The organism is Microcoleus sp. AT8-B5, assembly GCF_036705565.1.
In the GTDB taxonomy this organism is placed as follows: domain Bacteria; phylum Cyanobacteriota; class Cyanobacteriia; order Cyanobacteriales; family Microcoleaceae; genus Microcoleus.
In genome coordinates, this window is the sequence record NZ_JAUBUY010000022.1 from 69,384 (window position 1) to 89,425 (window position 20,042).

Here is a 20,042-nt window from a genome sequence, read left to right on the forward strand (position 1 = left end):
TATGGTTGCGTGATTGGGATCAATTGGCACAGAACGGTTGCGGGCAGGCTGCTGGCATTGTTCGCAGTAGCAGTATTAATTTTGGGTTTAGCAAGTTGTGGCGCGGGCCATCCCGAATTGCCCAAACCAGGGAACAAGAGCGGCTCAGCTACCGCCCCAGTAAACAGAATCTCAGAGGTTTCTCCCCCAGAAGCCATTCAACAACTGCGTCAGGCTCTAGAAATCTACCAGCCTCAAATTAGTATTTTGAATCCAAAACCTGACGAAGTGCTTCAGGATATAAATGTATCTGTTGAGTTCCAAGTGAAGGACTTGCCCATTTTCAAAGATGCAAACTTGGGTTTGGGCCCCCATCTGCAAGTTTTATTAGACAACCAACCTTATGCAGCAGTTTACGACATCAACCAACCTTTAACGCTTTCCGACTTAGATCCGGGAACCCATACCCTGCAGGTGTTCGCCGCCCGCCCTTGGGAAGAAAGCTTTAAAAACGAAGGTGCGGTGGCTCAAACCACCTTTCACGTTTTTACCAAAACAGACGACAATAATCCCGATCGAAAATTGCCCCTATTAACGTACAACAGCCCCCAAGGCAGCTACGGGGCAGAACCCATCCTGCTCGACTTTTACTTGACAAATGCCCCCCCGCACGAAGTGGCGCAAGAAAATTTCCAAGATGAAATACTCGATTGGAAAATTCGAGCCACAGTCAACGGCCAAAGCTTTGCGATCGACCAGTGGCAACCTATATATCTTAAAGGATTCAAACCAGGGAAAAACTGGGTACAGCTAGAATTAATTGACGAACGGGGAAATATCGTCAAAAACGCCTTTAATAATACAGTCAGACTGATAAATTTCCAACCGCTCGGCCAAGAGCCTCTTTCAAAATTAGTGCGGGGCGAACTAACAGCAGCAGAAACTCGCGGTATAGTCGATCGTACCTACCAAGCCCCCGCTCCCACACCAACCCCAACCCCCGAACCGACACCGACACCTGCATTAGAAAAAACACCAGTTGTCCAACCCTCACCCACGCTTCCAGAAACCCCTGTTACCCAACCGAACTTAGAGCCCACAGTCGCTCCCGAAGTTGCTCCCATTCAAGCAATAGAACCGACACCAACAGCAACTCCACAGTTAGAAGCGCCGAAAATTGTAGAACCAATTCCAGTAATAGAACCGACACCAACAGCAACTCCACAGTTAGAAGCGCCGAAAATTGTAGAACCAATTCCAGTAATAGAACCGACACCGACAGCAACTCCACAGTTAGAAACCCCTAAAATTTTAGAACCAGTTCAAATAATAGAACCGACCCCAACAGAATCTCCCCAAACAAAAAAACAGGAATATAAAGGATACTACAATCGGTTCCGCAACTTCCTGCATCAAGAACCCCAACCTGCTAATCATTCAGAGCCACCAGCCCTGCCAGAAATAACAGAAAAAGCTCCAGTACCAAAAGTAGTCGCTCCCGCGATACCAGAACAGTCTCCCAATCTTGTACCGCCAACGCCACCAGTTGCCGCTGAAACTGCTAGCCAGCCAACCAGCGAATTAGCCCCTCCCGAACCAACAGTTTCCGAACCCAAAAATCAGCCAAAATCCGAACAAAAAGTCGAATTTGCCACCTAACAAAAACTTTCTGGGCTTCGTGGCATGGGCGTCCCGCCCGCGATCCAGTCGAATTTGCCACCTAACAAAAACTTTCTGGGCTTCGTGGCATGGGCGTCCCGCCCGCGATCAATCTGCGGTCAAAAATCAAAAATTAGGACACTAAAAAATGACCTACCTCGAAACAGCAGCCAAATTCTACAGCGATGTTGCCGAAACCCCCCAAATCGGACTTTGCTGCGTCCAAAGCAGCCCCTTGCAATTGCCAGGATTAAAAATTCCCGAACAAATGCAAGAAATGAATTACGGCTGCGGCACAACCGTTCACGCCGCCGAACTTGTAGGCAATCCCTTCGTGCTTTATGTAGGCGTCGGCGGCGGCTTAGAAGCACTACAATTTGCGTATTTTTCTAGACACAAAGGAGCGGTTATTGCCGTCGATCCAGTTCCAGCAATGCGAGATGCGGCTGCACGAAACTTGCAAATAGCCGCCCACGAAAATGATTGGTTCGATCCGAGTTTTGTGGAAATTTGTGAAGGCGATGCTTTTGCCTTGCCGGTGCCGGATGCTTCTGTAGATGTTGTCGCCCAAAACTGCTTGTTTAATATCTTTGAACCAGCGGATTTAGCTAAAGCATTAAAAGAGACTTATCGGGTATTAAAACCCGGTGGCAGATTGTTGATGAGCGATCCGATCGCAACTCGCCCCATTCCGCAGCATTTGAAGGAAGACCAACGCTTGCGAGCCCTGTGTTTGTCCGGCGCTTTGACATACGCAGAATACGTTCAACACCTTGTAGACGTTGGTTTTGGGCAAGTCGAAGTGCGGGCGCGCCGTCCTTACCGATTGCTGGACAAACACAATTATCAATTGGATGCGGATTTGCTGTTAGAAAGCCTGGATTCGGTGTCTTTCAAAGTGGATGTACCGGATGACGGAGCTTGCATTTTTACTGGCAAGACGGCGATTTATACGGGGTCTGAAGAGCTGTTTGATGACGGGGCAGGTCACGTTTTGCAGCGGGGAGTTCCGGCGGCTGTCTGCGATAAAACTGCTGGGAAGTTGGGGGGATTGATGCCGGATAAGGTGTTAATTACTGATTCGACTTGGCATTATAACGGTGGCGGTTGCTGTTAGATTTATTTCGGAATAATGTGGCTGTAATCTTTGGGGAATAGAGCATTTCTCAAAGAAGTGAGGTGTGGGCGCTTCCTATGCCCTCTTTTCACCTCATGTTAGTGAGCAATGGTATAAGCTGTCGCGCATTTGAATTGTATATTCAGGGCGGGCGGGACGCCCAACCCTACTCCCCACAAGACTTTGATTTTTTTTGACATACAATTTAAAGGCCGCAACAGCTTAGAGGTCTCTAATTTTAGACTTCGCCTCAAATTTTCATCAAATTTTTATTTCCCCCTGACATCCTAGCGGGAGAAGGTTCACAACTCTGAAGTAAGGAATAGATTGCTCTTGAGAGGAGTGGCTGTCTTCATCACCCCCGTTCGCTAAATGTGAGGAGGAAATTTCCATGCTATCGAAATATTTAAATTCAAGTTCATTATCGATCGCCCGTTACGGATCTAGTTTTGTTTTGGGATTAGTGTTGTGCACGGCTTCGGCCCCGGTGCTGGCGCACGTTGGGCATGACAACGAGTTTGCAGGTGGCGATGCGGCGAAGATTATGCAGCCGATCGAAGTTGATGCCAGTAAAGCAACCGCATTGGGAATTAAGACAGAGGCAATTGCCCCTACAACCGATGGAGGTATTGTCAAAGTTCCCAGCACCAGCTTAGTTGATGCCAATGGGCAAAAGCTCGTCTACATCCAGGAAGGAACAACCTACAAACCAATCTCAGTTCAGATTGGTAGCGACTCTGGAGATGTGGTGGAAATTAAAGAAGGCAATTTAGTTCCGGGAAATCAGATTGTGATGCAGGGGGCAACGTTTTTGTACTCGGAGGCATTGCGAGGTAAACCGCAGGCCCAAACCCCGGCATCACCCGCTACATCGCAGCCAGAAACGCAGGCATCACCCGCTACATCGCCAGCAGAAACGCAAGCATCGGCCGCTACATTGCCAGCAGAAACGCAGCCTGCTCAAGGATCGTCACCCTTGATGTGGGTAGCAGGCGCAGGAGTTTTACTGGTGGGTGGATTCGCCGTCTTTGGGTTAAAAGGCAAGGACTAATAGACATTCAAAAACCAAGATTTTTGGTAACAGTCGATCGCGACGGAGTAAATCTCTTTACTCCGTCTCCTAAAAGCTTGCCTAATGCTATCCAAATTTCATTTTTATGTTAAACGTCATCCCCAAATGGTCTATTGCTCAACGATGGTTAGTGGTGATCGGGGCGGTCGCCCTAACCATCTGGAGTACACATACTGTAAGTCGAATGCCCCTCGATGTCTTGCCCAACTTTGCGCCCCCTCAAGTAGAAGTACAGACCGAAGCCCCCGGTCTTGCGCCAGAAGCGGTGGAATCGTTGGTGACGTTACCGCTAGAAAGTGCAGTCAACGGGACACCTGGAGTTGAAGTCGTCCGCACCTCCTCAGCCGTAGGAATTTCGGTATTGCGCGTGGTGTTTAAGTGGGGAACTGACCCCTATCAAGCTCGTCAACTCGTCGCAGAGCGATTGCAGGACGCACAAGACAGACTACCGGAAGGGGTTGGTACCCCGCAGATATCGCCCTTAGCTCCCCCCATCGGGACGGTGATTCAATATGCGTTCACGTCTGACACTACATCGATCATGGAAGTGCGACGTTTGGTGGATGGCAAAGTCAACAATCGCTTGTTGGCAGTTCCAGGCGTATCGCAAGTGCTGGTTTACGGCGGAGATTTGCAGCAGTTTCAGGTGATTGCGAATCCTGAAAAACTCCAAGCGTTGAAGGTTTCCCTTCAGGAAGTCGTCAAGGCGGCAAACGAGGCAAATGCCAAAACCGCCGGTGGATTGTTGATTGACCCCGATCGCGAATTGGTGATTCGGGGACAGGGACAAATCCAGACGATCGAAGATTTGCAAAAAGCTGTGGTCAAGGTGCAGGAAGGAAAACCCATTCTACTGCGGGATGTGGCAGAGGTGAAGATTGGGGCTGCACGACCGCGAGGCGATGCCAGTTGGAATACTAAACGGGCTGTGGTGGTGATGGTCAACAAGCAACCTTTGGTGGATAGTCCCACCGTCACGCAAGCGATCATCGAGGCGATGGAGGAAATTAAACCGGGCTTACCCAAAGATGTGAAGGCGAATGTCACTTTCCGGCAAGATGCCTACATTGATGCCTCAGTTGGTAATGTGCGATCGGCTTTGATCGAAGGCAGTTTGATTGTCGCAGCCATTCTGATTCCCTTTCTGATGAACTGGCGCACCCTTACCATATGTTTGCTGGATTTCTTTCTCACGCTACTGTTCTCGCTGTTAGTGTGTTCCTGGATCGGGCTGGAACTCAACACCATGACTCTCGGCGGATTGGTAGTGGCGATCGGGACAGCAGTGGATGATGCGATCGTCTACTGCGAAAATACCGATCGCCGCTTACGGGAAAATCGCCTCTCGCCCAATCCCCAGCCACCACTGGAGATTATTTTTGAGGGTTCTCAGGAAGTGCGCGAGTCGCTGATTGGGGCGACGTTAATTGGCATTATTGTCTTTTCACCGATTTTCACACTCTCTGGGGTAGAGGGGCGGATCTTCACCCCAATGGGCATTGCCTATCTGGTGGTGGTAATCATCTCCAGCCTGGAATCCCTAGTAATCTCCCCTGCATTGTGTGCCATTCTGCTGCCCCACAGCCGGATGCAGACGACAGAACCCTTCCTAGCCCGGTGGTCTAAACAACTATACGATCCGTTGCTGCGAATGGCGATGCGTCGCTCTAGCTTAATTTTAGGAATGGCAACAGCCTCAATGGTAGCGGCCATGCTGATTGTGCCGACGTTAGGACGGGATTTTCTGCCAACATTCCAGGAACGATCGCTGATGAATGCGATCGCCCTTTATCCGGGTTCCTCACTCGAAGCAACCAATCGCGTTGGCTTAGCGATTCAAAATGCCCTTAAGGATGACCCCCGATTTGAATCAGTACAACTGCGATCGGGGCGTGCTCCGGGCGACCCGGATGCGGCATCGGTGAACTTGGCACACTTAGACGTGGAACTGAGTGAAGCTGCGATGCAAAACCGTCCTGCCTCGATTGAAGCCTTGCGGGAGGCATTGGGTCAGTTTCCGGGAGTTGCTACCAATATCGGTGGATTTATCAGTCACAGGATGGATGAAGTGTTGTCGGGGGTCAGGAGTGCGATCGCGATCAAAGTATTCGGCAACGATTTACAAGAACTACGCCGCATTGGAGAACAAATCGAAACGACAATGAAAGGCGTGAAGGGATTGGTAGACCTTCAGCTTGAGCCCCAAATACCGATCCGTCAAGTACAAATTCAATTTAACCGAGATGCAGCCGCTCGCTACGGATTGACGATCGCCCAATTGTCCGATTTCACGGAAACAGCCCTGAATGGTCGCGTGGTTGCTCAAGTGCCCGATGGTCAACAGTTGGTCGATGTGTTGGTTTGGGTCAACGAATCAGCCCGTCGCAATCTCAACACGATTCGCAACCTTCAAATTAATGCCCCAACAGGTCAAATCATCCCGCTTTCGCAAGTGGCAAAGGTTGAGTTTGGCAATGGGCCCAATACGATTAACCGGGAAAACGTCTCGCGTTTAATTGTAGTGTCAGCCAACGTACAGGGACGCGATGTTGCTTCGGTCGTCGATGACATTCGCTCCAAGGTTAAGCAATCAGTGCAACTGCCCCAAGGCTACTATATTCAGTACGGCGGACAGTATGAGTCGGAACAACGGGCTGCTCAAAACTTCCTAATTTTCGGAATATTAGCAGTGCTAGCGATCGCCGTATTGATGTACTTCACGGTGAAATCCGTTCCTGCCATGCTGATGGTGATGATCAACTTACCATTGGCACTGGTAGGGGGTGTTATATCAGTCCTGCTGACGGGCGGCGTTATCTCAGTTCCGTCAATGGTGGGCTTTGTGACGCTGTTTGGCGTAGCGACGCGCAATGGATTGCTGCTCGTAGACAACTACAACACCAAACTGGCACAAGGAATGCCGCTTCCCAAAGTCATTGTCGAAGGCTCGATGGAACGGTTGCTGGCGATTCTGATGACAGCACTCACCTCGGCATTGGGGATGATTCCCCTGGTTTTAAGCGGTGGCGCTGGTAAGGAATTGTTGCAGCCTTTGGCGATCGTTGTCCTCGGCGGACTCTTTACCTCAACTGCTCTCACCCTAGTGGTTCTACCTGCATTGTATGCTCGATTTGGGAAGTATCTGATGCCTAAACGGGTGATGAAAGTGCCCGATCTGAGAAACTATGGCATTGAGCAGACACCAACCAAAGAAGTAGGCTAATAACAATTAACAATTAACAGTTAACAGTTAACAGTTAACTGTTAACTGTTTAAACAATACCGATGCAACCGGAAACAATATGATATCAAATCCGGTAACATCGTCCTGTATTCATCTCTCTATTCTCTCTGTGTTCTCTGCGCTCTCTGCGGTTAAATCATTCCGATCCAAAATGTTGGATAAATTTCGAGAATTCGTATATGTTTGTTAGCAAAAAAGTATCGGACTAGGTAGCGATAAAATGAGAATTCTGCTGGCGGAAGACGAACCCGATTTGGGTGCGATCGTGCAACGCACCTTGAGCCGAGAAAAGTACCTGGTGGATTGGGTGCAAGATGGCACAACTGCTTGGAACTATCTGGAAGACCAATGGATCGAGTACACGGTTGCCATTTTTGACTGGTTGCTACCGGAAATCTCTGGCGTCGAACTATGCCAACGCTTGCGCCAGCAGAATAATCCTTTACCCGTTTTGATGTTGACGGCAAAAGATCGCACGGAAGATATGGTGGCAGGGCTAGATGCGGGTGCTGATGACTATCTGATGAAACCGTTTATTAAAGCAGAATTGTTAGCCCGGTTGCGGGCTCTTCAGCGACGGGGACGGAGTTTGTCGCCAGAAAACTCACCCCATTTCAATCCTGCCCAACTTGAGGTGGGGCGATTGCTGCTTGACTATACTAAATCCATCATCTGCACTACGGATGACGAAGGACAGCTAAGGGTGATTCCTCTGACGGCTAATGAGTTTCGGTTACTGGAATATTTCATGCAGCATCCGAATCAAATCCTCACGCGCGATCGACTTTTGACTCGGCTGTGGGATGTTGATACTGACCCGATGAGCAATGTAGTTGCTGCTAGAATTCGTCTGTTGCGCCGCAAGCTGGCAGATTATGGCTGCGACGGGATGATTGAAACGGTTCATGGATTCGGGTATCGCTTGAGCAAGTAATATGCACTCCAACAAGCTATTTAACCGCACGCGCTGGCAACTTGCGGGTTGGTATGCGATCGTCCTGGGGTTGTTGTTAGGTATATGCGGTGTTGCAGTCTATCAGGTTGTGTTTCACACGCAGCGATACATTCTCCAGCAAAAACTACAGTCCTTAGCCGGAACGCTGCATGACACTATCGAACCACAATTACAACAACCGGGACAGCTTTCATCCAGCTTGAAAACTATTTTGCCCGGTTTGTGTCTGTGGAATGAAAACTGTTACTCTTCAGGCAATGACGGGGCGCGACATACTGCTAGGGTGTTTCAGCAGGAGGGATATTATCTCCGCTTTTTAGACCAATCTGGGCGAATATTAGGGAAGGTTGGAGAGCAGGCGGATGTATTAGAAAACTTTGCACCAAAAGAGTTTTGGCAAATTCTGCATCTTTCTAATGGCGATCGCTTTTATCAAATTTCTCTATTACTCAGAACAAACAGCGGTTTGCCTTGGGGTTATATGCAAATTGGACGATCGCTCAAAGAATGGGATGCCTATCTTAACACCTTGCGATTGTTGCTCTTTTTAGGCTTACCCTTGGTCATGCTGCTAGTGGGAGGAGCTAGTTGGTGGTTATCTGGATTAGCGATGCGACCAATTTATCAGTCCTATCGCCAGATGCAACAATTCACCTCCGATGCCGCTCATGAATTGCGAACGCCTCTGGCTGTCATTCAGGCTACTGTTGAGGATACTCGTCTGGCTGAAGATTTACCGGAGGTTAGTCAAAACCTCGATATTATCGAACGACAAAACATCCGCCTTTCTAGGTTAGTGAAAGATTTATTGTTTATTTGTAGACTTGAGCAACAACAGATTCCGACTCAATTGCAGCATTGCTGTTTCAACTATCTGATCGGCGATTTAGTAGAAGAACTTGCAGGTTTAGCCATGGTGGCTTCGGTGGAATTGAAGTTAGAAATTCGTGCTTCGCGAGCCGTTGTAATTCTTGGGGATGAAGCCCAACTTTACGGGATGGTGACGAACTTAATTACCAACGCTATTAACTACACTCCCCCAGGAGGGCTAATCCTTGCCATCCTCGATTGCACCGACAAGGAAGCCATAATTCAAGTTCAAGATACAGGTGTTGGTATCAACCCAGCCGAGCAAACGCGAATTTTCGATCGTTTCTACCGAGTGCAGAGCGATCGTTCTAGAGCCACGGGTGGTGCTGGATTAGGGCTATCGATTGCAAGTGCGATCGCAGTGGCTCATCAAGGCACCATTCAAGTCCAGAGTGAGTTAGGAAAAGGCAGTACATTTACAATCCGTCTACCACTCAAATGAGAACAATATTACTGCGATCGCGTCAAGATTGCCTTTGCAAGGGGAACTGCCGAATATCAAGCTGTGGGTTAACTCGATCGCAAGTGCGATCGAGCAGAATAAAATTAACGGTGTATTGGTGATGCTGGAAAATAACAGCCGGGAAAACCAAGGAGAAAATTGGGGTTCAGCCAGAGGGGATAATTTCTGAAGCGGTTAATTCTCTGGTTCGTCAGAGAGAATTTACAAGGGTAGCGACCTCTGCCCGTTCTTTGATTGGAGATACTGGTATACTACGATCGACAGTTAGTTATTTAATAATTTGTAGTCATGGTAAATATGTCAAGCATCTCCAACATCGCCTCTGAAGTGGAAAGTGACTTTCTGGGAGAGATTGATAACCTTGACAGGCAATTACACGATCGCTTTCAAGACAAGTTTGTAGTCCAGCCCTCGCTTACCCGACTTTTGGTTAGTTTTCAGGCTAACAAAACTAGACCCATTTATAGGTGGTACAAGTATAAGGAAGCTTTCTCCGCTTCTCTGGTAGAGTTCTTATTCCAACAATATCAAGTCATTCAAGGCAAGATTTTAGATCCTTTTACAGGTAGTGGAACTGCTTTATTTGCTGCTAGCGACTTGGGAATAGATGGTGAGGGCATTGAATTATTACCTATTGGTCAACATATAATTAATACCAAAATTATTTTAGACACTGCCTTCACTATTGATGATTTTCAGCGGCTAAAGACATGGTTTAATTTGCAAACATGGAAAAAATTTGAAACCCCTGTCACTCTGCCAGAATTGAGAATTACTAAAGGGGCTTACTCCGAAGAAACTAAAATAGAAATTGAGCAATATCTTGGAGCTTGTTATCAAGAAAATACCAAGGTTCAATCAGTTTTAGTCTTGACTTTACTGTGTGTTTTAGAATCCGTAAGCTATACACGCAAAGATGGACAGTATCTTCGTTGGGATTACCGTTCGGGTCATGGCACGTCAAAGAAGTCCTTCAATAAAGGTGAGGTTCTGGAGTTCAGTCAAGCTATTACCAAAAAATTTAATGAACTTGTTAACGACTTAGAACCTCCTACACAACAACTTGAACTTTTTCAAACTCAGAATAATCAACAAGGCAAAATTAATTTGCATCAAGGTTCTTGTCTGAAGATAATGCCCGATTTGCCGGACTCTACCTACGATGCAATCATCACATCTCCACCCTACTGCAATCGATATGACTATACTCGCACCTATGCACTAGAGCTGGCTTTACTAGGAATTTCTGAAAAGGAATTAATTAATCTGCGTCAGGAAATGCTAAGTTGTACGGTTGAGAATCACCCCAAAGATTTATTGGCTATCAATCCGGCTTGGGAAGTAGCTTTAAGTATTGCTAATTCGCAAACTCTCTTGCAGGCTATCTTAAGATATTTGGACAGCCAAAAGTCACAGGGTATATTGAACAACAATGGTATACCAAGAATGGTAAGAGGATATTTCTATGAAATGGCTTGCGTAATACAAGAAAGCTTTCGTATCCTTAAACCAGGGGCATTTTTGTTTATGGTTAATGACAATGTGCGCTACGCAGGTATAAGTATTTCAGTGGACCTGATTCTTTCTGATTTCGCTGAAAAACTCGGCTTTATTACGGAAAATATTCTCGTTTTACCAGGTGATAAGGGGAATAGTAGTCAACAGATGGGAAACTATGGACGCGCTCCTTTGAGGAAGTGCGTTTATGTATGGAAAAAACAATAACTGGATACCTATGTGTGCTTATCGTAACCACCTTCAATCCAGTGACGATCTTGTCACAACCTATGAAGACACTCGTGCTGGTTTTGTGGCACTGGCCCTTGAAAAAAATCGACGCGCTACCCCTTATGTCGCCCAAGCAAGAGCACTTCAAGAAGCTGCGGGTCAAGCTGAGAGTCCTGCTGATTTGTTAAATGTTAAGGGCATTGAAATGGGATTGTTGACTGCCGCAGGATTATCTGACAAGTCTCTTGCTCATTTGATGCCAAAGGATAAAAGTGAAGCTATCAATGGTCTAATCAGGAATTTTCTTGAGCCAGCAGGCACAAATTTTGTGGAGGAATTGGTGTTTAGATTTCTACTGACTCGTGGTGACACGCTTGGTGGCTCAATGCGTAATGTTGGCGGAGTATTGGCACAAAGAAAACTAACTCGTGCTATCCTCTCGACTCTCACAATTGCTAGTAAGAGATATTATTGGCAAGACTCAAAGACAAAAAAGTGGATAGCCATGACAAATGATGACACAGAAATTGAGTTGTCTTTACGTGGGATAAGTTGGGAGAGCGAGTTAGGTAATCGCACATTGATTTATAACCTAACTGTTCCACTCGTCAAGAGCAATGTGGATTTGTGTTTATTTAATCTTGCCCCGACGGAGTTGGTAGCTAATAAATCCAGCGCAATTGAGCCATCTATCGTGGCACCCTATGTTATTGCATTGGGCGAACTTAAAGGTGGAATCGATCCTGCCGGTGCAGATGAGCATTGGAAAACGGCACAAGCGGCCCTAAATCGCATACGCGAAGCATTTTCCACAGTTGGACACTCACCTCTGACTTTCTTTGTGGGCTCGGCAGTTGCAAGAAGGATGGCGGGTGAAATCTGGCATCAACTGGAAAACGGGACTCTCAGTAATGCTGCAAATCTGAATCAGGAGAATCAACTTGCATCTATTTCTCGTTGGTTATGTAATTTATAAAAGCAACAACCGTTTTGACTGCGTGTCGGTTTTACCATCCTCCCTCGCCCCCCTCTGGTGGCACAGCCATCTTGGCTGTCTCCAAAAGCCCTCGTTTAATCAGCTTTCTTCCCATCCTGCCAAACTTCCCGCTAAATTAAAGAAGTAAAAAAATCATTCACATCCTACCCAGGAGATGCCATGCCCCGCGTCAGAGCACCAGAATTCCCCGGAAACTACCCCTGGCTGAACACCGAAAAACCTTTATCCATTGAATCCTTAAAAGGGCGCGTCGTCCTCCTTGACTTCTGGACGTACTGCTGCATCAACTGCTTGCACGTCCTCCCCGACTTAAAATACCTCGAACAAAAATATAAAGATTCCCTCACGGTTATCGGCGTTCACTCGGCTAAATTTGAAAACGAAAAAGAAGTAGAAAACATCCGCCAAGCTATCCTCCGCTACGATATCGAACATCCCGTAATCGTTGACAGCGGCATGAAAGTTTGGCAAAGCTACGCGGTTCGCGCTTGGCCGACTTTAATGGTGATCGATCCTGAAAGTTATGTCGTTGGCTTTGTTTCCGGCGAAGGCAATAGAGAAGCACTTGACGAGTTAGTTGGCAAGTTAATTGCTGAATACAAAGATAAAAATGCGCTTAATTTTAAAGAACTGCGTTTTACCTTAGAAAAACAGCGCAAACCTGTATCAACACCGCTGGCTTTTCCCGGTAAAGTGCTGGCATTTGCGATCGGTGCAACGGAGGCAAAACATCTTCACCAACAGGTTGCGCTTTTGGGCGAAATGAGTCAGGAAAATGAATCTGTAGATGAAACTGTATTGCCAGGGCCGGCTAATTCAGTCATACAAAACTTAGTGGGTTCTTGCTTATTTATTGCCGATTCCGGCCACAATAGGATTGTTGTCAGCACCCTCGAAGGTGAGGTGCTGCACGTTATCGGTAGCGGTAAACCGGGTTTAACTGATGGGGAGTTTGAAGAGGCTGAGTTTTTTGCACCTCAAGGTATGGCTTTTGATGCAGAAAGTCAGATTCTATATGTTGCTGATACGGAAAATCATGCTGTCAGAAAGATTGATTTTACGACTCAACGGGTGGAAACTGTTGCTGGTACGGGCGAACAAAGTCACGAAATTTCACCCCGCAGCGGCAAGGGTTTAGAAACGCAATTGAATTCGCCTTGGGATTTAGAAAGAGTTGGAAATAGACTTTTTATTGCAATGGCGGGTTCCCACCAAATTTGGGAAATGCAGTTAGATACTGGCACGATCGCCACTTATGCGGGTATTGGCCGAGAATCCTGTGTAGACGGGAATCTTGCAGAATCTGCTTTTTCTCAGCCCAGTGGCCTGTCTACGGATCGATCGGAGTTGTTTGTTGCTGACAGCGAAATTAGTTCGATTCGCGCTGTGGGTATTGATGAAGACCCGAAGGTGCGTACAGTCTGCGGTAGCGGTGAATTGTTTGGTTTTGGGGATAAAGATGGTCGCGCTGAGGAGGTAAGGTTGCAGCACTGTTTGGGTGTTGAATACGCTCAAAATTACCTCTGGGTGGCTGATACTTACAATCACAAAATTAAGCGGATCGACCACCGGGGCGGTACGTGCAGAACAATGATTGGAGATGGTAAAGCAGGTTTGGTTGATGCTAAAGGTCTCAAGGCTCGATTTTTTGAACCTTCAGGGTTGAGTGCGATCGGGCCTCATTTGTTTGTTGCTGATACGAACAATCATGTAATTCGGAGAGTTGAGTTGGATACGCTGGAAGTCACAACTTTGGATTTCCCCAGTTTGTGCGCCCCGGATGTTTGTCTTCCTGATTAAGTCGATCGACCTTTTTTACTTCAGGCAGGGTTCTCAATTCTCGTGATTGCCAGATTGATTGTGTTAAAGTAGGGTGCTATTCGGCGCACCTTACCACAATTTTCAAGCCAAGTAAGTTAACCTAGCACGCAGAAACCGGTTTTTTTACCGAATCTGCGGCCTACAACAGGTCTTTTCGTAAAAAAACCCGGTTTCTAAACAATCGTGCATAAGTCTTATGTGGTTAATTCAATGGTGAGTTAACCCGCGATCGCCCGTATTAAATAATCGCAAAAATCCTCGCCCCAATCTAAAATTCCGAATAGCTCAGCAGCCGCACTATTTTTTCATTATCGTTCAATTCGCCGACAATCCGTCGCACGGGTTTCGGCCAGATTTTAATCAAAGTAGGAGTTGCTGAAATCTGATCTGCCTCAGCTTGGTCTGGATGTTTCAAAACATCAATTACTTTTAAAGTGTAGGGACGATCGAGGCATTTCTCTAAGAACTGGTGTAAAGTTTCGAGAGTGCGTTCGGTGCTGGGGTTGCTGCCGGAAACAAACAGACGCAAAACGTACCCTTGAGTTTGTGGCGGTGGGGTGAGTGCTGTTGGTTTGGGAAGCCGAGTCTGCTGCGATTGCGGAAAGCCCAAGGGAGTTACTATGGAATTGCTCCAGTCCGATCGAGCTTCGGGGCTGGCATACTGTACAACTAAGTCGTGATTTTCCCAAAGTTCGGGGAATTGTTCGTGATAAGTAGCGATTGCCATCGGTTCGCACATTTCTTCGCTGCGGGGATGCCACACTAAGTCGCCAGTCCCAAAAATGGCGTTCAGCAGCGTTTGATGTCGCAGCACGGGGGGGTAAGCCTCGGCAGCAACCCGCACCTGCCGATCGCCTGGATCGAGCCAGCAGTCAATGGTTGCCGTGTAGCAAGGTATCAGAAAATGCGGCGGTTCCGACAAACCGAGGATCTCCTGTAGAGCTACGCACAACTGCAAATGCCACCGAGTTTGCTTGTGGGGGTCTATGCAATAGATTAAGTCTCCCCCTGGTGTAAACAGCGCAATGCCTTTGAAAAATTCTGGCAAAATAGGGCGATCGACTTTCAATTCAGTACACCAATAAAAGTTAACAGTTAACAGTTAACTGTTAACTGTTAACTGTTAACTGTTAACACTCGACCTTTAGACTCGACCTCGCAGCATCTGAGCCATTTCGTTCGGGAACGGCGAGTTCTCTACACAAAGTTCTTCAGTAATCCGACCTTCTTGATAAAGACCGTAGAGCGACTTATTCATCGTCGTCATGCCTTCATAAGTATCTTTGATCATGATTTGATTGATTTCCTCATTCTGCCCCTTCATAATGTATTCCTTAACCACGTCGGTATTGATCATCACGTCGTGGAAAGCAGCCCGCTTGCCGTCTGTGGTTTTGCACAGCAGTTGAGCAATAATCGCCACTAGGGATTCGGAAATTGAAACCCGTATGGCATCCTGTTCTTCCGCCCCGAACATATCAAGAATCCGGTTCAGGGTTTTAACCGCACTGTTGGTGTGCAGGGTTCCTGCAACTAAGTGACCGGTTTGAGAGGCTTTGAGGGCGATTTCCACCGTCTCTCTGTCCCGAATTTCTCCTACTAGCAGCATATCGGGGTCTTGTCGCAGAGCGCCTTTGAGAGCGCTCATAAACTTGAGGGTGTGCCTGCCGACTTCCCGGTGCTTAATCAATGATTTTTTGCTTTCGTGTACGAATTCTACCGGGTCTTCGATCGTGATGATGTTGTAGGCTTTATTCTTATTGATGTAGTCGATCATCGCGGCCAAGGTGGTAGACTTACCCGAACCTGTCGGCCCTGTCACCAAAATCAGCCCTTTGTGGTAGCCACATATTTTCCTAAATACCTCCGGCAGTTTCAATTCCTCCATTGTCAAGATTTTGGCAGGAATTAGCCGCAGCACCATTGCCGGGCCGGCCAAGGAGTCCATGCAACTGATCCGAATGCGGACGAACCCGAAGTCGAAAGCGCCGTCAAAGTCTAGGGTTTTTTGGAAAATTTCAATTTCTTCATCGCTCATGCACTCCCGCAACCAGCCAAAAAACGTATCTAAATCCGTCGGTGGATAGCCGATGTCGGCAATCTCGCCCCGCGTGCGGAAGCGGGGAACTTCGTTTACTCCGAGGTGAAGGTCGGATACTCCTTCTTCTTTGGCTCGCATGACTAGCTCTTTCAAAGTCGGAGATCCGCCGCTGCTAGAACTCTGGCTTTTAGGTGTGGCGAAGGATTGCGAGGCTGGTGCTGGTGCCGGTGGCGCTGCTGGTGCTGGTGCCGGTGGCGGTGCTGGTGGCATTCCTGCTGCTCTGGGGGGCATTCCGGGAGCAGGAGGGCGGGGCATTCCGGGTGGTGGGGGGGCTCCGGGTACGGGCGGGCGAGGAGCGGGCGGATGCTGTTGTGTCATATGCGCTACCTTAAGTTGGTGAGAAGGCTGACTCGAACAGATGATTTGTGGGAGTTGAACAATGCCGATCGCCATTGTGCGCGTCTTGCACAAAAGCTTAACTGTTGTTCTCAGTCTATCCCAAGAGGGGGTCGTAGTGCTGCACTACTAAGGAACTATTGTGCCAATTGGAGGATGTCATCACTCTCGATATATGATCAAATATGGATTTTTGACTTTTTTGGATAAATTTCTTAATCAAAAGACTTTGCCACAATTTAAAAGTATTAAATTATACTTTGCCCAACTATTAAGGACTTAAACGGATGAATTCTGTCGATCGGGCTTTTACTCCAGCTTTGGAGTTGGCGGAGTCGATCCGCACGCTGGAAGTGTCGCCTTTAGAAATTGTCAATCTGTACTTGGAACGCATTGAGCGATTAAACCCTGAGCTGGGCAGTTATTTTACTGTAACGGCCGATCGGGCGATCGCCCTAGCTAAATCTCAAACCGAACAACTAGCTGGGTTAAACAAGCCACAGGAATTGCCACCTTTTTTCGGAGTGCCGATCGCCATTAAAGACTTGACACCCGTTACCGGCGTTCCGTGTACCTACGGCACTCAGGCTTTGCAGGGTAACATCTCTGCCTACGACGAGTCAGTAGTATGGCGGATCAAAGCAGCGGGATTTAACATTCTGGGCAAAACAGCCACCTCTCAAATTGGCTCATTACCTTACACCGAACCAGAAGGTTTCCCGCCCGCGCGCAATCCCTGGAATTTAGACTATACGCCCGGAGGTTCCAGCGGAGGCTCAGCGGCGGCTGTAGCAGCGGGTTTGTGCGCGATCGCCCAAGGTTCAGACGGCGGCGGTTCGATTCGAGGTCCAGCTTCCTGCTGCGGTTTAGTAGGCATTAAACCGTCGCGGGGGCGAGTTTCCTGGGCACCTGTCGGAGATTACCTCAGCGGCATTTCTGCCAACGGCCCACTGGCGCGCACTGTAGCTGACGCCGCCGCACTTTTGGATGTGATGTCAGGCTACACAACAGGCGATCCGTACTGGCTACCCGATTCAAATCCGACGTTTTTAGAGGCTTCCACTCAAGAGTTAGGCAAGCTACGAATTGCTTTTTCTACCAGTATTTCCCCTGTGGGCGAGGCTGCGCCTATCTGTCAGCAAGCGGTACTCGAAACAGTAAAATTATTGACAGATTTGGGTCATGATGTCGAACCTGGATGCCCGGATTTTACGGGTTTAATCGAACCGTTTATCGCAATTTGGCAGTCTGGGGCGGCGGCAAGTGGCATTCCCGGCCCTGCTTTGGAACCGATGAATCGCTGGCTGTTAGAAAGAACTATTTCCGCTGGGGAATATTTGCGGGCGGTGAATCAAATGCAGGTGATTTCACGGCGGATTGTGGGATTCTTTGAAAAATTTGATGTGTTAGTTTTGCCGACTTATATGCACTCGCCAATCCGGGTTGGGGAGTGGGCGGATTTGAGTTTTGAAGAAACTTTGCAGCACATTATTAATTGGGTAGCTCCTTGTCCGCCGTTTAATGCTAGCGGTTTGCCTGCGATCGCACTTCCTGCTATTTTAGATAACAACGGTTTGCCCGTGGGAATTCAAATTATCGGGCGGCCGGCGGCGGAAGCAACTTTAATTGCTTTAGCGGCGCAGATGGAAGCGGCGAAACCTTTCCCCGTTTTAGATTTTAAATAGGGAATAGTAAGGGATAAAATCACATTTCCCTTTTTTAGGGGTTAGAAGCTGTTCGCTAATTTCTGGACAGAACTACCCATTGCTTTCCGTTTGTCCATCTATTAACCGATCGACATATTCTCGCTTGCCGTTCCTGCCAGTTGGGGACTGCTTTCAATTTGTCTTTGATTCCTGGTTTCACCTTGAAACACACAGGATCTTTATCTAGTGGCTCATCACTGGTAAAACCAAATTTATTGTCTTTATGGAATGGCATTGTTGTTTTTTGCCGTAGTTGATATACTGACACGTAACATACATTGAGAGGTCGAATCAATGCCTTCCCTAACTTACATCAAAGGTCTTCCAACGCCAGCAAACGAACTAAATGCTTTAGGATTCACGGATTTTGAGATGTTCCTAGAGGCATTTGCGCCCATCTTTCGAGATGCCGCAATTGAAACAGTCAACCACCTAAAGAACGGCACTGAATTCAACAAATCAATGTGGAACACCCATTTGCAGAAGACCTATCAAATTAGCAAGCGTCATGCAAATGGTGTCATTGCCTATGCAAAAGGTAAAGTAGACGGCTCAAAAGAACATCAAGCTTTGCATATTAAAACATTGTTCGGGAAGGCGAAATCAATCAAAGCTTGGATTAAGAAGGCAGAGCGCAAGCTGAAACTTGCTCGAAAGTTCTACGCAAAAAAGAATTGGGAGAATTCAAAAACAGGTTGCAATTTCCCTCTGTCCTGTTCGTTGAACCATAAAGATACGAATTGGCAAAATTTGAAGTTTCAACTTCATGGAAAAAAACGCAAACTGTACCTGATTCAAGCCAAGATCGAATTCTTGAAACATAAACCCATTAAGGTGTCCGTCCCGCACGGTCAAGTTTTTATTGTTGGGGCCGCAGACGAAAGTTTTGGGAATCAGGTCGCACAGTGGGACGGTAAAACTATTAAATTCCGTGTCCCTGCCTGTCTAGAAACTCGGTTTGGGAAGTCCGTAGTTTCTGAAGTTGGCAACTTCGATCGCAACATTAACCGTTTACCTGAAACAGGCTCTAAGACCTGGCATCTCTTCAAAAAAGATGGCAAGTGGAATATTGCGGTACAGTTTACAGCTTCTGAGGTGAAGCGCCAATCCAAAGATCGTGCCTATGGCTGTATTGGAATTGACATGAATCCCGGTTCGATTGGTTGGAGCTATGTTGACACTGAAGGCAACCTGAAAGCTCATGGTAAAATTCCCCTAGAAATCGGACTCCCATCCGGTAAGCAGCAGGCTCAAATCGTTGATGCCTGTCTGTCTCTGGCTAACCTTGCAATTTGCTTTTCTTGCCCGGTCGTGTGCGAAGAACTTGATTTTGCGCACAAGAAAGAGTGCTTAGGTGAGCAAAGCAAGAAATACGCCAGAATGATGTCTTCATGGGCTTACAGCGAGTTTTTCAAACAACTGAACGCAATCTTATCAAACCGTGGCATTGAGCTAATTACGGTCAATCCTGCATACAGTTCAATTATTGGTTTAGTGAAGTACATGAAAATGTACGGACTAGCCAGTGATGAAGCGGCTGCATTGGTTATTGCCAGACGCGGAATGCGGCTGAGTGAAAGACTGCCATCAACCATAACCGCCTATGTTGAGGTGAACTCAGCAAAGCACGTATGGTCGATGTGGAACCAACTGAATAAACAGATCGAGCGTTCCGGTAAGGTTAATCGCAGACACGATTACTTTACCGTTTCTAACTGGAGTTTCCTAGCCAACCTCGAAAATGAGGAAGATTTATCACTAGGAAAGAACGCTTTCACTTACACCGTGGAGTGAGGTGCGGACAAATTATCTAGCATTGGGTAGTTTTGTCCACACATTTAGAAGCGGTATGCCAAATCAGGATTTGTGTGCGGGGAACTAGAAATCCGGTTTTTCGCATAAATTTCTATTGACTGTTGACCCCCTCGCATCCAGGATACCCGCCACGTGATTCATCCGTCCAGAAATAAAAAACCTCTATCCGATAAAGGAGC

At 47.4% G+C, this 20,042-nt stretch carries 16 protein-coding genes; 13 read left to right on the top strand and 3 right to left on the bottom strand.

Features of this window, described 5'->3' with window-relative positions; genetic code table 11:
* The first annotated feature begins 9 nt into the window (after positions 1-9).
* From QUB39_RS16625 to QUB39_RS16670, 10 genes are all read left to right on the top strand, one after another.
* A complete protein-coding gene (locus QUB39_RS16625; protein WP_333057328.1) occupies positions 10-1,638 on the top strand; it encodes a hypothetical protein in 1,629 nt (542 codons plus the stop codon).
* 148 nt (positions 1,639-1,786) lie between these two features.
* Positions 1,787-2,755 carry an arsenosugar biosynthesis arsenite methyltransferase ArsM gene (gene arsM, locus QUB39_RS16630; RefSeq protein ID WP_333057327.1) on the top strand — a complete coding sequence of 323 codons (969 nt, stop codon included), beginning with the start codon at positions 1,787-1,789 and terminating at the stop codon, positions 2,753-2,755.
* Positions 2,756-3,146: 391 nt separating this feature from the next.
* Positions 3,147-3,806 (top strand): hypothetical protein, encoded by a 660-nt coding sequence (locus QUB39_RS16635; protein WP_333485105.1) that lies wholly within the window; start codon positions 3,147-3,149, stop codon positions 3,804-3,806.
* A gap of 106 nt (positions 3,807-3,912) precedes the next feature.
* Positions 3,913-7,050 (top strand): efflux RND transporter permease subunit, encoded by a 3,138-nt coding sequence (locus tag QUB39_RS16640; RefSeq protein ID WP_333485106.1) that lies wholly within the window; start codon positions 3,913-3,915, stop codon positions 7,048-7,050.
* 241 nt (positions 7,051-7,291) lie between these two features.
* A complete protein-coding gene (gene rppA, locus QUB39_RS16645; RefSeq protein ID WP_333211107.1) occupies positions 7,292-8,005 on the top strand; it encodes a two-component system response regulator RppA in 714 nt (237 codons plus the stop codon).
* Between the two features lies 1 nt (position 8,006).
* Positions 8,007-9,338 carry a two-component system sensor histidine kinase RppB gene (rppB, locus tag QUB39_RS16650; RefSeq protein WP_333211105.1) on the top strand — a complete coding sequence of 444 codons (1,332 nt, stop codon included), beginning with the start codon at positions 8,007-8,009 and terminating at the stop codon, positions 9,336-9,338.
* Positions 9,339-9,366: 28 nt separating this feature from the next.
* Positions 9,367-9,528: a hypothetical protein gene (locus tag QUB39_RS16655; RefSeq protein ID WP_333211103.1), complete on the top strand. Its 162-nt coding sequence runs from the start codon at positions 9,367-9,369 to the stop codon at positions 9,526-9,528.
* A gap of 119 nt (positions 9,529-9,647) precedes the next feature.
* On the top strand, positions 9,648-11,084 hold the full coding sequence (locus tag QUB39_RS16660) for a site-specific DNA-methyltransferase (protein WP_333211101.1): 1,437 nt from the start codon (positions 9,648-9,650) through the stop codon (positions 11,082-11,084).
* Complete coding sequence (locus QUB39_RS16665; protein ID WP_333057319.1) at positions 11,065-12,063, top strand: type II restriction endonuclease; 999 nt, start codon at positions 11,065-11,067, stop codon at positions 12,061-12,063. Before QUB39_RS16660 ends, QUB39_RS16665 begins: the two co-directional genes overlap by 20 nt.
* Before the next feature lie 180 nt (positions 12,064-12,243).
* A complete protein-coding gene (locus QUB39_RS16670; protein WP_333485107.1) occupies positions 12,244-13,884 on the top strand; it encodes a thioredoxin-like domain-containing protein in 1,641 nt (546 codons plus the stop codon).
* Between the two features lie 289 nt (positions 13,885-14,173).
* Here QUB39_RS16670 and QUB39_RS16675 read toward each other — a convergent pair whose 3' ends face one another.
* Together QUB39_RS16675 and QUB39_RS16680 are read right to left on the bottom strand one after the other, a co-directional pair.
* Positions 14,174-14,974: a circadian clock KaiB family protein gene (locus tag QUB39_RS16675; protein WP_333057317.1), complete on the bottom strand. Its 801-nt coding sequence runs from the start codon at positions 14,972-14,974 to the stop codon at positions 14,174-14,176.
* 75 nt (positions 14,975-15,049) lie between these two features.
* Positions 15,050-16,084: a type IV pilus twitching motility protein PilT gene (locus tag QUB39_RS16680; RefSeq protein ID WP_333057316.1), complete on the bottom strand. Its 1,035-nt coding sequence runs from the start codon at positions 16,082-16,084 to the stop codon at positions 15,050-15,052.
* On the opposite strand from QUB39_RS16680, the gene QUB39_RS16685 reads away from it, so the two are divergent.
* Entirely contained in the window at positions 16,083-16,346 is a 264-nt protein-coding gene (locus QUB39_RS16685) for a hypothetical protein (RefSeq protein WP_333057315.1), read from the top strand. The genes QUB39_RS16680 and QUB39_RS16685 overlap by 2 nt on opposite strands.
* Positions 16,347-16,629: 283 nt before the next feature.
* On the top strand, positions 16,630-18,027 hold the full coding sequence (locus tag QUB39_RS16690) for an amidase (RefSeq protein WP_333391561.1): 1,398 nt from the start codon (positions 16,630-16,632) through the stop codon (positions 18,025-18,027).
* Between the two features lie 55 nt (positions 18,028-18,082).
* On the opposite strand, the gene QUB39_RS16695 is transcribed toward QUB39_RS16690, so the two are convergent.
* Complete coding sequence (locus QUB39_RS16695; RefSeq protein ID WP_333211099.1) at positions 18,083-18,283, bottom strand: hypothetical protein; 201 nt, start codon at positions 18,281-18,283, stop codon at positions 18,083-18,085.
* Positions 18,284-18,342: 59 nt separating this feature from the next.
* Between QUB39_RS16695 and QUB39_RS16700 the strand changes: the two genes are divergently transcribed.
* On the top strand, positions 18,343-19,842 hold the full coding sequence (locus tag QUB39_RS16700) for a hypothetical protein (RefSeq protein WP_333057313.1): 1,500 nt from the start codon (positions 18,343-18,345) through the stop codon (positions 19,840-19,842).
* Positions 19,843-20,042: the final 200 nt, after the last annotated feature.

What these genes read in the sequence shown, in the direction of transcription:
- arsM (WP_333057327.1), top strand. Translation starts at nt 1,787, where the DNA reads ATGACCTACCTCGAAACAGCAGCCAAATTCTACAGCGATGTTGCCGAA.
- QUB39_RS16635 (WP_333485105.1), top strand. Translation starts at nt 3,147, where the DNA reads ATGCTATCGAAATATTTAAATTCAAGTTCATTATCGATCGCCCGTTAC.
- QUB39_RS16640 (WP_333485106.1), top strand. Translation starts at nt 3,913, where the DNA reads ATGTTAAACGTCATCCCCAAATGGTCTATTGCTCAACGATGGTTAGTG.
- rppA (WP_333211107.1), top strand. Translation starts at nt 7,292, where the DNA reads ATGAGAATTCTGCTGGCGGAAGACGAACCCGATTTGGGTGCGATCGTG.
- rppB (WP_333211105.1), top strand. Translation starts at nt 8,007, where the DNA reads ATGCACTCCAACAAGCTATTTAACCGCACGCGCTGGCAACTTGCGGGT.
- QUB39_RS16660 (WP_333211101.1), top strand. Translation starts at nt 9,648, where the DNA reads ATGGTAAATATGTCAAGCATCTCCAACATCGCCTCTGAAGTGGAAAGT.
- QUB39_RS16665 (WP_333057319.1), top strand. Translation starts at nt 11,065, where the DNA reads ATGTATGGAAAAAACAATAACTGGATACCTATGTGTGCTTATCGTAAC.
- QUB39_RS16670 (WP_333485107.1), top strand. Translation starts at nt 12,244, where the DNA reads ATGCCCCGCGTCAGAGCACCAGAATTCCCCGGAAACTACCCCTGGCTG.
- QUB39_RS16685 (WP_333057315.1), top strand. Translation starts at nt 16,083, where the DNA reads ATGACTAGCTCTTTCAAAGTCGGAGATCCGCCGCTGCTAGAACTCTGG.
- QUB39_RS16680 (WP_333057316.1), bottom strand. Translation starts at nt 16,084, where the DNA reads ATGCGAGCCAAAGAAGAAGGAGTATCCGACCTTCACCTCGGAGTAAAC.
- QUB39_RS16690 (WP_333391561.1), top strand. Translation starts at nt 16,630, where the DNA reads ATGAATTCTGTCGATCGGGCTTTTACTCCAGCTTTGGAGTTGGCGGAG.
- QUB39_RS16695 (WP_333211099.1), bottom strand. Translation starts at nt 18,283, where the DNA reads ATGCCATTCCATAAAGACAATAAATTTGGTTTTACCAGTGATGAGCCA.
- QUB39_RS16700 (WP_333057313.1), top strand. Translation starts at nt 18,343, where the DNA reads ATGCCTTCCCTAACTTACATCAAAGGTCTTCCAACGCCAGCAAACGAA.